Raw genomic sequence first — 15,218 nt, 5'->3', positions numbered from 1 at the left:
GGTACAATAATAATAGCTCAACTTTTTTATAAGTCGTTAAGTTAAGTTTGTAGTATAAGGGTACTACATATGAGGGTTTAAGGAGGTTATTTATGAAAAATTTTCTGCTTGTTTTTGTGTCCCTATTTTTGATTTATATGGCTTCAAGCTTTACAAGTGCCAGTGAGCAATCACGCTCCAGAAATATATTAATAATTAACGCCTACCACTTTACTTATGAGTGGACTCTGGAGCAAAACCAAGGTTTAATTGAAATCTTAAAGGACCAGTATCCCAATGCCATCATTTATACTGAATTTTTAGACTGGAAAAGATTTCCAAAAACCTCACTTCTAGATGAAAGTCGTCATTTTTTCGAAAATAAATATAAAGATATAACAATCGATCTTATATTAACCACGGATGACATGGGTCTGACTTTTGCATTGGATCACCGTCTAGAATTGTTTCATGATGCCCCTATCGTGTTTAGTGGCATAATTGAGTCTACAGCTAATGAGATTCTAGGTGAAGCTACAAACGTAACCGGCGTCTATGAGGTAATGCGTCCTGAGGGGACTCTTAATTTGATTTCTCTTTTACAACCTGATGTAAACAAAATCCATCTAATTCATGATTTCAGCGAAAGCGGACTCCGAACAGCGGATGCTTTTTTTGATGCACTTGACCGCTTCGATTCAAACGCATATGAAATTAATAATATTTCACATTTGTCCTTTGATGATCTTCTACTTGAAGTAGCGACTTTTGAAGAAGACAGTGTCATTATGATGATTTCTTATAATAGTTCAGTAGATGGCTTGATGGAGATACCGGAATACTTTGGTCGGATGATATCCTCTACAAGTGCTGTCCCTGTTTATTCTATTGATGAATTTTTACTTGGTACAGGCATCATCGGTGGCACTTTTTTGAGTGGTCGATTGCAAGGCCATGAAATGGGCAAACTGGCAATCCAAATTCTAGAGGGTAGGCACGCAGATGACCTAGAACATGTAAAAGAAGCAACTGTTTTTACCGCTGTAGATGAAAATCAAATGAACCGTTTTAAATTGGATAAAAATGCTTTGCCAAAAGATATTGTGATATTAAATGAACAATTCTCATTTTTTGAAACCTATTCCCAATTGGTTTTAACCATCGAAATAATCCTTGGTATCCTCATACTTTTTATTTTCTTTCTTATGATTGGTATACGAAAGTATAGGTTGTCTGAACAGAAAATCCTTTCTCAGAAAAATGATTTACAAATATTAAATGAACAATTATCCACTTCCGAACAGGCTCTCAAAATTCAGAATGATGCCCTTTTATCTTATCAATTGAATCTGGAACATGAAGCCTATCATGACCCTCTCACCTCATTGCCTAACCGTAATTTTTTAAACCAACATTTTAGTCAAATGGTACTGTCCTCAGATAATCAGACCCAAAAAACAGCCTTGGTTTTTATTAATCTAGATAATTTCAAATATATTAATAATACTTATGGCCACCCCTTTGGTGATCGGGTTTTAAAAGTCATTGCTGTTCGACTTAATGACTTTAAAGAAAGTACCTTTACAATAAGACTTAATGGCGATGAGTTCATTCTTCTTATTCCAGTAGCGCAAGATGATACTGAAGCTTACTTGTTTCAAGTAATGAATAGCCTAAAAAATCTTTTCATCCGTCCAGTCCACATCGATGATGAAAATATTCGATTAACCTCCAGTATAGGATATAGTATTTTCCCTGATGACGGCCCGGATCTAGATGAACTCTTGATACAAGCAGATATGGCTATGTATCATGCAAAAAAAACGGGAAAATCCACTTATAGGCATTATGAACCTCAAATGAGTGATAAAATGGAAAATGATTTTATCTTGGTCTCCCACTTGAGGAAAGCCTATGAAAATAAAGAACTATCCTTGAACTTTCAACCACAGATTGATTCAAAAACCCATAAAATTGTTGGTTTTGAAGCTTTGCTCAGATGGCAAAGCCCTGAACTTGGAATCGTATCGCCCCTTAAGATCATTCCACTTGCAGAATCTAGTGGCCTCATTCTACCAATAGGTCAATGTGTTTTGGAACAAGCTATACGATTTACTCTAGATATGTTAGATTATATGGAAGAGCCTTTCCTTGTTTCGGTGAACATATCGGTCATTCAACTCTTAGAAGCTTCTTTTGTTGAGGATCTGTTAGAGACGCTCGCTTCTTTTGACCTTGAGCCCAGCTATCTTCAGTTAGAGATTACTGAATCTATACTCATTGAATCCTATGAAATCCTATTAGGTAAGCTTAAGAAGCTTAGAGCTCATGGTATTTCACTATCTTTGGATGATTTTGGTACAGGGTATTCCTCACTGAGTTACCTACAACAATTACCTCTAACAGAACTAAAAATTGACAAGAAGTTTATCGATGAAATCACCCAACCGGATACAGACTATATCCTCATTGACTCCATTATTATGTTGGCTCAAGGCCTCAATCTAAAAGTGGTCGCTGAAGGTGTGGAGAAAGAGTTCCAAGCTGGGTATTTAGAAGCAAAAGGTTGTCATATTATACAGGGTTATTATTATGGCAAACCCATGACCGAAAAAGAAATTATTTTATATTGTCACGATTTCTCTGTTGAAAAAATAATCACCCCAATGAACTAACCATGCAAATATACTACCCATCCTTCAACAGCAACCTACCTCAACCATGAAGTTCCTAAAACTGGCTATGTGACTTAAGGAAGGCTGCCTCATTTAGAGGCAGCCTTCTCAATGCTTAATACTATTACAATTAGATCTTAACTTGTATCGCTTGTTGTTTTTCTACGGACTCAAAGGCAGCTTCCATCACCTTCATCACCCTCATAGCTTGTTCTGCTGTTATGGTCAGTGAGTTAATACCTTCAATAGCATCTATAAGATTGTCATAGACTTTAGTAATGCTGTCTTCCACATCCATGGGTTCCGATAAGATAATTGTCTCAATCGTTTCCGGGCGTCTTGGCGCCATGGTTTTGGTTGGTCCTGCTTTGGTATAGACAATCTCATCTTCCCATACACTTTCCTTGTCCAAACACCTTACTATTTTTCCGTCACAGTCCCAATCCTCAATTCTTAGGGTTCCATGAGTTCCTAGAACATACCATCTAGGATGGGTGATATAATTATTGGTAGATACTTCCACTTGAGCTGTCAAGCCACTTTCAAATGTCATGGTTAACCTAAAGTTATCATCTACTTCAGGGTACTCGATGTTATACATCTTACAGAAGACATTTACGACAGGCTCATCAATCATATACATCAATTGATCAATCAAATGAACCCCCCAATCGAACATCATACCACCGCCAAGCGCTTTTATCGTGCGCCACCCTTTAGGCATACCTCTTGAACCTTCAACTCTGGATTCTATAACATAAACATCTCCCAGTAGCCCTGCTTCCACTGAACGCTTCATTAAAACAAAATCTTTATTGGTCCGTCTGTTTTGATTAATGGTAAATACCTTGTTGTATTTCTTAGCCGCTTCCATAACTTCTTCCAGTTCTTTTGAAGACATGGTAACCGGTTTTTCACATATCACATGTTTACCGGCTGCCATAGCTTCAATTGATAACTCCTTATGAACTTCATTGGTTGTCGCTACCAAAACAATATCAATCTCAGAATCCGCTAATAATGCTTCTTTTGAAGTATAGGCTATTAGGCCATCCTTCTTACCTGCTTCTTGCCTTAGTGGGTTAAGGTCATATATGCCTTTTACCTTTAGTCTTCTATATTTTTTCAGATTTTTATAATGATAGGCCGCAATACCACCATATCCAATTATGCCAAGCTTTAACATTTTTTTCTCCTAACTAGGCCCACCACATACTTGTAGGGGTTTCAAAAATAATCACTTCTTTTAAAAACTCAATCGCTTTTGAAAGACCTTCATCTATAGACATTAATGCATCCTCATGCTCTATACTTATAGGACCATCATATTTTACAGCCTTTAACATACTAATCATATCATTCCATATCTCTTGATCGTGTCCATAACCAACTGTTCTAAACACCCAAGAGCGGCCAAGTACATCACCATAATTTTTATTATCAAGAACACCGTTGATGCCTACATTTCTTTCATCAATTTTGGTGTCTTTTGCATGGAAATGATAAATTGCACCTTTTAATGCTTTTATAGCACTTACAGGGTTTATACCTTGCCAGAACAAATGACTTGGGTCAAAGTTGGCGCCAATAACATCACCAACGGCTTCCCTAAGGCGCAATAATGTTTCAGGATTGTACACACAGAATCCAGGATGCATTTCAAGAGCTATCTTATTGACATTATGCTGTTTAGCAAAATCAACTGTATCTTTCCAATAAGGAATCAACACTTCATTCCATTGATAGTCCAATATGGTGCCAAAATCATCCGGCCATGGGCAGGTAACCCAATTCGGGTATTTGGACCCTTCACTATCACCAGGACAACCTGAGAAGGTGATGACTGTTTGTACTTCTAGTTTTTCCGCCAATAAAACAGCATCGATAAATTGGTCATGGAAGTCCTTTGCTATGGTCGCATCGGGATGTACGGGATTCCCGTGACAAGATATAGCTGCAATTTCTATATTGTATTTTTTTACCAAGGCTTTAACCGCTTGCACTTTCTCGTCATCAGCCAAAAGCGCCTTTGCATTTAGATGAGCATTACCCGGATAACCACCTGCGCCTAATTCAACTGCTTGAACCCCCATAGCACTAAGCTTTTTTAAGGTTTCTTCTAAAGATAAACCGCTATAAGGTACTGTAAAAACACTTAATTTCATGATACACCTCTTTCTAAAAGTATTATATTGATTCATGTGTTGTTTTAGAATTCAATGGTCTTCCCTGTTTTTGCCGATTCATAGATGGCTTCAAGGATTTCTGTGACTACTAGAGCCTCCTCAGGTTTTACCGTAAGTTCTGTCCTATTTATTATGGCATTGTAAAAGGTTTTAGCTTCTGTCACTTCAGGTTCTTCTGCACTACCTTCGTAAAAAGCAACACCTTCACCCCCAAGACTTGGTTTCACCGTCGTTAACTCGTTGAAATCAACTTTATTAATTCTAAGGCCCTCTTTCATATCTGCACCGGCTTTGGTGCCACATAAGGTGGTTTGGGCCTCACCAACATCTAGAGTATTAAGAGCCCAACTTGATTCAAGGAATATAGTCGCACCATTTTCCATGGTTATAAAACCAAATGCTGAATCTTCAACTGTATAAGCTTTTGTATCCCAATCTCCCCAAGCATTGCCTGTTTCTGTTTGATCCGCCAGTTTTCTATAAACACTACCTTTAACACTCTTTACTTTATAATTGTTCATGGTCCAAAGTGTTAAGTCCAGAGCGTGAGTACCAATGTCAATGAGAGGTCCACCACCTTGTTCTTCTTCATTCAAAAATACACCCCAGGTAGGTACAGCACGTCTGCGAATCGCATGGGCTTTTGCCATGTAAATCTCACCAAGATCACCTCTTTGACAAGCTTTATATAAATACTGACTGTCTTCTCTATAACGATTCTGATAACCTATAGTTAGAAGCTTTCGTGTTCTTTTTGCTGCCTCTAGCATAGTTCTTGCCTCTTTTGCGGTTTTTGCCATAGGCTTTTCACACATAACATGTTTATCTGACTCTAAAGATGCTATGGTAATCTTTGCATGAGATTTATTTGGCGTACAGATGTGAACAGCTTGTATGTTCTTATCCTTCAACAAGTCTTGGTAATCGATATATGCTTTTGCACCCTTAGCACCAAACTCTTTGACCGCTTTTTGAGCTTTTTCTTCATCAATATCACAAAATGCCACCATCTCAACATTGTCAAGTTCTAGAAGAGCCGGCATATGTTTGTTATTGGCAATGCCGCCGCATCCGATAATTCCAATTTTTATTTTTTTCAATTCCTTCACTCCTTCACAATATGATTTAATCGGTTTTTCCATGTTTTAAGTATAGCCAATCGTCATTATATATAATATAATAAAATCATAAAAAAATATCAATTATTTGTCCTTAAGGAGATAACTATGGAAGGCTACTTAGAAAATGAAAAATTTATTGAAGATGGTATATCTTACCCTTTCAGAACCCATACCCAAGCTATTGAAGGTCGCAAACTGATTGTCGGTTCACATTATCATGACCATATTGAGATTTTATTCTGTTTGTCCGGTCGTATTAATATCTTTCTGGATGGTCAGGGTTATGTTTTTGGTGTAGGTGATATGGTGGTAATCAACTCCATGGAAGTTCATAATATCTTTGCTGCCTCAGAAGGTGTTAACAAATACATAGTAATCCGGTTTGATCCTGAGTTACTCTATACCACTACTCAGTCTATATTCGAATCCAGATATGTACTTCCCTTTACCATGAAAACATCCGTTCACCAAAAATTATTTACTTATGAAGAAACAGTCAACACACCCATACCGGAACTTATTAAAAAAATTCTACTTGAAGATCAAGAAAGAGCCTATGGTTTCGAACTGGCAATTCGCACCTACATTGGTGAAGTATTTCTTTGGATTCTTAGAAGTTGGCAGGAAAAAGGACTTGATTTAAATCTAACTCAAGCTCTTGATAAAACCAATATAGAACGCTTGCAAAAAGTCTTCGACTATGTGGACGAACATTTTGACCAAGAAATTTCTATTCAAGATATGGCAAAACTATGCGCTGTGAGTTATAGCTATTTTTCTAGGTTTTTCAAATCTGCCATGAATAGAAATTTTAGTGCCTATGTTAATTTCATCAGGATTTCAAAAGCCGAGAGCTTACTAACTACTTCAGAGCTGAGTGTCACCGACATCGCATTAAACGTCGGCTTCTCTACCACCAGTTATTTCATAGAACAGTTCAAGCTCTATAAGAACATGACCCCGAAACGATTCCGAAAGAACTTCCAAACCCTTGAACAAATATAGAGCAGATCAACCCTAGTCGAAGTCAGTTTGTTCCTGTGTATAAAGGTTTTCCGAGTATATTATCAGAAAATGTCGCTTTAATATTAAGGTCCAATAACCGTGAGGCTATTGGACCAATCTCTTAAGTTTCAGTCGGAAGAACTGCCCCCCTGGTTGATGATCGTTGTCCCTGCAAGGCCATTAACCGCATCACTCAAACAGGCCGGGCTGGTAATAATCGCCTTTTTCCCACCTGCCCTAATAAAATCCGTCGCCGCATTAATCTTTGGCAACATGCTACCTGGTGCAAATTGATTATCCTGCTTCAATGCTTCTACTTCATCCAAGGTCAACACACTCAACGCTTTTTGAGTCGGCTTATTATAATTAACATAAACCTGATCCACCGCTGTAGAAATAATAAAATAATCTGCATCCAGTTGGGTAGCTAACAAACTGCTGGCATAATCCTTATCAATAACCGCATTGACACCAACGAGCTTTCCATCTGCATCTCTTGTAACCGGAATCCCACCACCACCGACAGCCACCACCGAGAACCCTGCTTGAATAAGTGTCTCAATGGCTTCTCTTTCAACAATTTTCTGTGGCATAGGGGAAGGTACAACCCTTCTATACCCACGACCGGCATCTTTAACCATATGCCAGTCCGGATGTTGACTTATAATCCGTTCGATTTGTGCTTCTGTATAAAATGTACCGATGGGTTTTGAAGGCGCTTGAAATGCCGGATCATCCGGTTTGACTTCCACCTGAGTCACCAATGTAACGGCCTTATTTGCCATGCCTCTTTTATTAAACTCATTTTGCATGGCTTGTTGGATTTGATACCCTATAGCGCCTTGGGTATCTGCGTCACAACTTACCAAAGGCACCGGATGCATATGTTCTACTTCTTCGGCGATTTCTGAACGTCTCATGATAAAACCCACTTGTGGACCATTGCCATGGGTGATGACCACATTAATCCCCAGTTCAATAAGATCCACAATATGACGGACCGTTTCACAGACAGCCATGTATTGGTCTTCAATAAATTGATGCTCACTATCTTTGATTAAGGAATTACCGCCAATGGCAATAACCGCTAATTTTTCCATCTGATGCCTCGCCTCCATCATTTAATGCCATATCAACCTTTACCGCCCATAGTAAGAACCATAACCGCTTTCGATGTATGAATCCTATTTTCTGCTTCATCAAAAACGATAGAATGAGGACCATCAATAACACTGTCTTCAACTTCGTTACCTCTATCTGCCGGTAAAGCATGCATATACATAACATTCTCATTGGCTAGTGCCATCATTTCTTCTGTACATTTCCAGCCTTTATAAGACTCTAATAGATCATCAATAACAGCGTCACTTTGATTGTTCACCCAACTACCCCAGTTTTTGGGAATAACCACATCCGCATCTTTATAAGCTTCTTCCATGTTATGGGTAATTCTAAAACTTCCGCCATTTTGTCTCGCATTTTCTCTCGCCTGCTCAATCGCCCAGTCCGGCAAGTCATACCCTTCCGGATAAGCCAATGTCACATCCATACCGTACCTTGGGAATAGCAATGCTTGAGTTAAAGGTACAGATATAGGTTTTTTATGGCTTTTTGCATAGGCCCATATAATGGATACTTTAAGGTTTTTGGTGGTCTCCACCTTTTCCTTGATGGTCATTAAGTCAGCTATCCCTTGCATTGGATGATATAGGTCACATTGAAGGTTCATAATCGGCACGCTTGAATGCTCTGCTAGTTCTCTTAAGTATTTATTACCAATTTCCCAGAAGCAGTTTCTACAAGCAATCCCATGACCATAACTGGATAAAATAATGGCTGTGTCTTTGGCCACCTCACCGTGACTGATCTGCATAGTGGAAGTATCCAGATAATTGGCATGCCCACCAAGTTGTGCAAAACCTGCCTCCATAGAGTTACGGGTTCTAGTAGATTGCTCAAAAAACATTAAAAACATCGTTTGATAAGGTAGATATGGGGTTGGTATACCCATGGCGAATTTCTTTTTCAGATCAAAAGACACCTCAAGCAGCGTATCGATTTCTTCTTTGGTCCAATCTTGAAGAGTAATGAAATGTTTTCCTTTAAAACGTGTCTGCATATTATAAACCTCTCTTTCTTTTTATATAGGCTTTTGGAATGGTGGCATACATCGCTGCCGCATACACCAATTCATCTTTCCATGTTTTTTCATTAGGGGCATGGGCCTGGTCCTCATGACCGGGTCCAAAACCGATGCATGGGATCTCATATCGACCCATAATCGAAACACCATTGGTTGAAAACGTCCACTTATCCACCAAAGGTTCTTTATCAAATAGGCCTCTATAAGCATCTACCAGCGTTTGAGTGGCCTCATGTTCTTCTGGCAATACCCATGTAGGAAAATAGGCATCTGTTGGATAAACCAGACCGGTATAGGAAGGACGCTCATAGGTATACATGGACACTTTTGCCTCTGCTGCTTTTACAGACGGTAGGTTGCGAATTTCTTCTAAGGCAGATTCATAGGTTTCACCATGGGTTAGACGACGGTCAACGGAAATGGCACAGCCATCGGCTACAGCACATCTTGAAGGTGAACTAAAGAAAATCTCAGATACAGTCAGACTGCCTTTTCCTAAGAATGCATTATCTAGGAGATTTTCATGGAGTACTTTAAGTTCGTTTATAATCGGCGCCATCTTATAAATGGCGTTATCTCCACGCTCAGGTGCTGAACCATGGCAACTAACACCCATGGTTTCCACCTTGATTTCCATACGCCCACGTTGACCTCGGTAGATGTTTAGGGAGGTGGGTTCTGTAATGACGACAAATTCCGGTCTGATTTTTGATTCTTCAATAATATATTGCCAACATAATCCATCACAGTCTTCTTCTTGTACCGTTCCAGTAACAAGTAAAGTATAATCATCGGCCAAATCCAGATCTTTTATAATCTTACCGGCATATACCATAGAAGCCATACCGCCTTCTTGATCACTGGCGCCCCGACCAATAATAATCTCATGATCTTCGTAACCTTCATAAGGATCATAGTCCCAGTTAGCCAGCTCACCGATACCCACTGTATCAATGTGTGCGTCCATGGCAATCAAAGTAGATCCTTGGCCTATGTAACCTAGAATGTTGCCCATCAGATCTATTTCTATGTGATCAAATCCTACTTTCTCCATTTCTTCCTTTATTCTAAGAACAACCAATCTTTCATCACAGCTTTCACTGGATATACGAATCATATCCCGAAGAAAGGTGGAAATGTCATCCCTGTAAGTTTTTGCACTTTCTAATATCATATTAAAGGGTATTGTCATTATCATCATCCTCATCTCTTAGTACTTTGATTTTTGCATTGTAAGCTTGTACTTTTGCATATTCTGTATCCCAGAATTCTTGGACTTTCATAGCCTCCAAAAATTCTTTTTTATAACCAAAAGGTAACCAGTCTTTTTCTTTTTGATTAAAAAGTTGCTCTTTCATTTCATGACTTCTAAAGTCTGTAATTCTACCTGTATCGGCTTCATCAAAAACATCTTTTTTCCATCTTCGCAGTACATTATCAGAAGTCTCAAGAGAACGTCGTTCAAGGTCAAGAATAACAGAGTCATACCGATCAAAACCATCTGTTGCTATGGTCACAACATTGTCATCCGGTCCAAGCTTAAGATGTTTGGCCATTTTTATAGCACCAAGTATATTACAAATACCTGAAACGCCAAATAGGTCTCTTAAACACTCCGCTAAGTCTTTGTCCACACCTGCTTCAACAAGAATGTGTGCCCCATCATGGATGACTTTTAAACCTTTGACACAATCATCGTCTTCAATCATGACAACAAAATCTGTGTTTAAAACATTATGAATCAAGGTACACATTTTGTCGCCTATACCTTCGATTCTATGTTGGCCACGGCCACCATCTGTCAAGGTTGAACATTCATAAGGTTCAAGGGCTACGATTTTCGCATCGGGGTAGACTTGTTTTATATGATCGCCGGCTGCTATGGTGCCTGAAGAACCAAGGGCTGATGTAAAAGCAGCAATACGGCCGTTTCCTATGCCTTTGACCGCTTCAACCGCGCTATGCCCTGTGACATGTCTGTGGAATCTATAGTTTGGAAACAATTCAAACTGAGCTAAGGCTTTGTTCTTCGGCTCTTTCATCAATTGATAGGTACGTTCTAGGGTCAATATAACATCCGATTCGGTGCCGGGTGTTAGATCTAATCTCGCCCCATACCTCTTAATTCTCTCATAACGTTCTTTACTCATATTATCTGGCATAATAACAATGGCATCATAGCCCATGAGATTACATATATAAGACACGCCAATGCCAAAATTACCGGTAGAAGGTCCTAAAATGGTATGTTCTCCTGGTAGAATTTCTTTATCCACACAACCTTCGATAAGGGTTGCATAGGCTGGCCCTACCTTATGAGAACCGGATGGGAAATATTTGCCAAGCATAACCACTATATTGGCATCCACGCCGGTTATGGCCTTTGGTAGCACCACTTTTCGGATTTCATTGCTTGAATCTCGCCATGTAATATTAAAAAGATTTAAAGGATTCAGTTCTTCCTCTTTGGCAAGAATCACTTTTTCCATAATGTTTTCTGAGATCTTGGAAGGATCCAACATTTCATCATAAGTTGGTCCGTATGGTATTTTACTCATTTGTTATGCCCTCCGCTTCGTTCATTATTTTTATAAAACTCTGGATGTCCGGCTTTAGTCGCATAGGTTCTCCTACCGCTTCCATGCCATGTTCAACGTCCTTAAGTCCGTTACCTGTAATGATAACTGCTACTTTATCCTTTTTATGAATGATACCTTCATCTCGTGCTTTTTTCAGACCGGCTACACCGGCTACACCGGCAGGTTCTCCAAAAATACCCTCTGTTTTACCAAGTAAGGCTATTGATGCTAGTATTTCTTGATCTGTTACGGTTAGATAGGTACCATTAGAAGCTATAACGCTTTGAATACCTTTAACCGGATTCCTAGGTACACCAACCGCAATACTATCTGCTAATGTATTTTCTTCTGTGGCTTCTAATGCTTTTTTTTCTTTAAAGGCATGATAAAAGGGGGCACAACCTTCTGCCTGAACCCCAAGTAGCTTAGGCATTCTATCTATTAAGCCAATGGATACAAGGTCGAAGAAGCCTTTATACACTCCGGCAATGGTGCATCCATCTCCTACAGATACCACTACCCAGTCCGGTACATCAAAAGATAACTGTTCTGCAATTTCTAGGGCCACTGTCTTTTTACCTTCAACAAGATAGGGGTTAATCGCTGCATTCCTATTATACCAACCATAATGATCAATGGCCGCCTTGGATAACTCAAAGGTACTTTTGTAATCACCATCCACGGATATAACCTTAGCACCATAAACCATAAGTTGGGTTAATTTGCCTTTTGGGGCGCGCTTTGGAACAAAAATGACTGTCTTTAGACCCATGTGAGCTGCGTTACCGGCTAAGGATGAGGCTGCATTGCCTGTTGAACTACAGGCTATGGTATCCTTACCTTCTTCTAAAGCTCTTACAACCGCAATGATGGATGCTCGGTCTTTTAAAGAGGCTGTTGGATTGACACCATCATCTTTTATATATAAGGTATCTATGTCCATATGCTGAGCCAGTTGATGGCTTCGATATAAGGGTGTGCCACCAACCTTTAAAGTCTTTTTTAAATGCGTAGATTCAACCGGTAATAAAGGTGCATAACGCCAAATAGATGGATCTTCATGCTTTTTTAGACCGTCTCTTGTTAAGACCTTTGCTATACTTTTATAATCATAATTTACATCTATAATACCCAAATCACCACATTGAGGACAAGTGGTCATGGGTCCTTGTTCATTTGTATATTCTTTTTCACACAATGTACATGTATAACCTGATACATAGGACATTCTAGGTCCTCCTTCTATACATCAATTTTAACAAAGGCAAATTGTGTAACATCAAACAGACCTTGATCTGTAAGTTTTAATTCCGGTATGACCGGTAATGCCAAAAACGCCAATGTTAAAAATGGTTCGATTTTTGTACTGACACCACTATCAAGGGCCAAACGATCCATTTTCTCAATCTTTGCTATGACCTCTTCAAGGGGTGCATTGGTCATAAGTCCTCCTACCTCTAATCTTAATGTCTCAATAACCACACCGTCCCTACAGATGGTCATACCACCGTCACATCTTTTGAGTTCTTCTATGGCTAGCCTCATATCTGCATCGTTATCTCCTATAACAATGACATTGTGTGAATCATGGGCTATGGTAAGGGCTACTGCGCCATGTTTTAAACCATAACCTTCTACAAGACCTATACCTACGTTGCCTGAGTTCTTATGACGTTCTATAACTGCCAATTTAAGAAGATCTAGTTTAGGGTTGTGTATAAAAAGATCATTCTTTGTATCTACTTTTCTAATTACTAAATCCGTTATAATACTTCTCTCTCTTAAACCAATAACTTTCGCAATACCTGTTGGTATCTTAAGGTCTAGATTAATAGCCCTAATATTTTCAAGCTTAACTGTTTTAAGCACACTTTCATCTTCAATCTGAGGTGCTTCAAAAAGTGGCTGATGATCCGTTGCCACCAGTATACCTTTTTTGTACACTTGACGGATGCTTACTTTTTCTAGGTTATCTAGTATCAATAGATCTGCTTCATAACCTGGTGCTATGGCACCTTTGCCTTTTAAACTATAGCATTCTGCAATGTTTAGGGTGGCCATTTGAATCGCTGTAATCGGACTTAGACCCAGTTCTATGGCCCGTCTAACATTATGATCCATATGGCCCTCGTTCATGATATCAATGGGTTGTTTATCATCTGAGCAAAACATAAGCCTACGGCTGTTGCTTGGTGTTACGCCTTTTAAAAGTTCATCTAGGTTTCTGGTAGCTGAACCTTCTCTTAAATGAACATACATCCCTTTACCGACTTTTTCTAACATTTCTTCTTTGGTGGTACATTCATGATCTGTCTTTACCCCGGCTGAGATGTAGGCATTTAATGCTTTACCTGTTACTTCCGGTGCATGACCGTCAATTAAACGATCTGACATCATATCTATTTTTTCATGGACCATGGAATTACCGGCAATAACGCCTGGATAATTCATCATCTCACCAAGACCAATGACCCTAGGGTGATCTTTTAGCTTCTTAAGATCCTTTGCCAATAAGACGGCGCCTGCTACTTCAAACTCTGTTGACGGCACACAAGAAGGTAACATGATATAGATATCAAGGGGTACTTTTTCGCTGGCCTTTAACATATATTCAATACCGTTTAAACCGCATACATTCGCTATCTCATGGGGATCTGCTATGATACTGGTAGTACCTTTGGGCATGACCAATCTTGAAAATTGTGATGGGGTCAACATCGAGGATTCAATATGGACATGACCATCAATGAAACCGGGACATACATATTTGTGATTCAGATCAATTTCTTTAATGCCTTCATATTCTCCTACACCAACAATTCGACCTTTTTCTATAGCAATATCACCTGTTTCAATCTGTCCATTCAGTACATTAACAACTTGACAGTTTTTCAGTACCAGCTCTGCCTTTTGATCACCTCTTGCTATAATCATCTCTTTTATGGGCATGTCATTCCTCCTACCTACTACACTATATTAACTGTTAAGACTCTAAAATCTTGGTGGGGTTATTGTAGATATAAAACTTAATAGATCTTTACCGGGATTCTCAATCTGATGGGGAATACTGGCATAATAGTAAATAGTGTCACCTTCTGATAAGTTATAGGTTGTATTACCAATGCGTATGAGCATTTCCCCTTCTAAAACGAAAATCACTTCCTCACCTGCATGGGCCATTGGTTCATCACAAGTGACACCGCCAGGTTTGAGCTTCCCAAGGAAAGTCTCCATTTGACGGTTTAAGTCCGGTGATAATAACTCATATGAAACCTTAGAACCGGGAAATTGTATGGGCTGTCGTTCATGTTTTCTAACCACCGGATTTTCATTCATTTCTTCTATAAAAAAATGAAACACAGCTACTTCCAAAGCTTCTGCTATCTTTCTTAAAGATGTAATGGACGGCTCGGCAAGGTCTCTTTCTATCTGACTAATAAATCCGGAAGTTAAACCGGACGCCTCTGCAAGGTCTTTTAAGCTCATGGCTTTTTCAATACGTTTTAGTCTTATTTTTTCGCCTAACATTG

The 15,218-nt window shown here is 39.1% G+C and carries 12 protein-coding genes; 2 read left to right on the top strand and 10 right to left on the bottom strand.

Annotated elements, in window-relative coordinates; translation table 11 throughout:
* Positions 1-92: 92 nt before the first annotated feature.
* Positions 93-2,654 (top strand): ABC transporter substrate binding protein, encoded by a 2,562-nt coding sequence (locus tag P0N36_RS01255; protein WP_275840902.1) that lies wholly within the window; start codon positions 93-95, stop codon positions 2,652-2,654.
* Positions 2,655-2,784: 130 nt separating this feature from the next.
* On the opposite strand, the gene P0N36_RS01250 is transcribed toward P0N36_RS01255, so the two are convergent.
* Genes P0N36_RS01250 through P0N36_RS01240 form a run of 3 tightly spaced genes read right to left on the bottom strand, consistent with a single transcriptional unit; the run spans position 2,785 to position 5,949 of the window.
* Positions 2,785-3,840 carry a Gfo/Idh/MocA family protein gene (locus tag P0N36_RS01250; RefSeq protein WP_275840901.1) on the bottom strand — a complete coding sequence of 352 codons (1,056 nt, stop codon included), beginning with the start codon at positions 3,838-3,840 and terminating at the stop codon, positions 2,785-2,787.
* 13 nt (positions 3,841-3,853) lie between these two features.
* Positions 3,854-4,819, bottom strand: coding sequence for a sugar phosphate isomerase/epimerase family protein (locus P0N36_RS01245; protein ID WP_275840899.1), 966 nt, complete (start codon positions 4,817-4,819; stop codon positions 3,854-3,856).
* A gap of 44 nt (positions 4,820-4,863) precedes the next feature.
* Complete coding sequence (locus P0N36_RS01240) at positions 4,864-5,949, bottom strand: Gfo/Idh/MocA family protein (RefSeq protein WP_334305342.1); 1,086 nt, start codon at positions 5,947-5,949, stop codon at positions 4,864-4,866.
* Positions 5,950-6,066: 117 nt separating this feature from the next.
* Here P0N36_RS01240 and P0N36_RS01235 point away from each other — a divergent pair, with 117 nt between their 5' ends.
* Positions 6,067-6,966 (top strand): helix-turn-helix transcriptional regulator, encoded by a 900-nt coding sequence (locus tag P0N36_RS01235; protein WP_275840896.1) that lies wholly within the window; start codon positions 6,067-6,069, stop codon positions 6,964-6,966.
* 128 nt (positions 6,967-7,094) lie between these two features.
* On the opposite strand, the gene arcC is transcribed toward P0N36_RS01235, so the two are convergent.
* From arcC to P0N36_RS01200, 7 genes are read right to left on the bottom strand one after another with little or no spacing between them, the layout of a single operon-like run.
* Positions 7,095-8,066: a carbamate kinase gene (arcC, locus tag P0N36_RS01230; protein ID WP_275840895.1), complete on the bottom strand. Its 972-nt coding sequence runs from the start codon at positions 8,064-8,066 to the stop codon at positions 7,095-7,097.
* A 32-nt stretch (positions 8,067-8,098) separates the two neighbouring features.
* The gene (locus P0N36_RS01225; RefSeq protein ID WP_275840893.1) at positions 8,099-9,085 is read right to left on the bottom strand and encodes an ornithine carbamoyltransferase; all 987 of its coding nucleotides are present in this window, start codon (positions 9,083-9,085) and stop codon (positions 8,099-8,101) included.
* A gap of 1 nt (position 9,086) precedes the next feature.
* The gene (locus tag P0N36_RS01220; protein WP_275840952.1) at positions 9,087-10,301 is read right to left on the bottom strand and encodes a YgeY family selenium metabolism-linked hydrolase; all 1,215 of its coding nucleotides are present in this window, start codon (positions 10,299-10,301) and stop codon (positions 9,087-9,089) included.
* Positions 10,285-11,667, bottom strand: a complete 1,383-nt coding sequence (locus P0N36_RS01215; RefSeq protein ID WP_275840891.1) for a PLP-dependent cysteine synthase family protein — start codon at positions 11,665-11,667, stop codon at positions 10,285-10,287. The genes P0N36_RS01220 and P0N36_RS01215 overlap by 17 nt, the downstream gene beginning before the upstream one ends.
* A complete protein-coding gene (thrC, locus tag P0N36_RS01210) occupies positions 11,660-12,916 on the bottom strand; it encodes a threonine synthase (RefSeq protein ID WP_275840890.1) in 1,257 nt (418 codons plus the stop codon). Before thrC ends, P0N36_RS01215 begins: the two co-directional genes overlap by 8 nt.
* A gap of 14 nt (positions 12,917-12,930) precedes the next feature.
* Positions 12,931-14,637, bottom strand: a complete 1,707-nt coding sequence (gene ade, locus P0N36_RS01205) for an adenine deaminase (RefSeq protein WP_275840889.1) — start codon at positions 14,635-14,637, stop codon at positions 12,931-12,933.
* Between the two features lie 42 nt (positions 14,638-14,679).
* Positions 14,680-15,216: a helix-turn-helix domain-containing protein gene (locus P0N36_RS01200; protein WP_275840887.1), complete on the bottom strand. Its 537-nt coding sequence runs from the start codon at positions 15,214-15,216 to the stop codon at positions 14,680-14,682.
* Positions 15,217-15,218 lie beyond the last annotated feature (2 nt).

Source organism: Petrocella sp. FN5, from assembly GCF_029210395.1.
In the GTDB taxonomy this organism is placed as follows: Bacteria; Bacillota; Clostridia; order Lachnospirales; family Vallitaleaceae; genus Petrocella.
The sequence above is the reverse complement of the archived record's forward strand: the minus strand, read 5'-3'. Positions and strand labels throughout refer to the sequence as shown.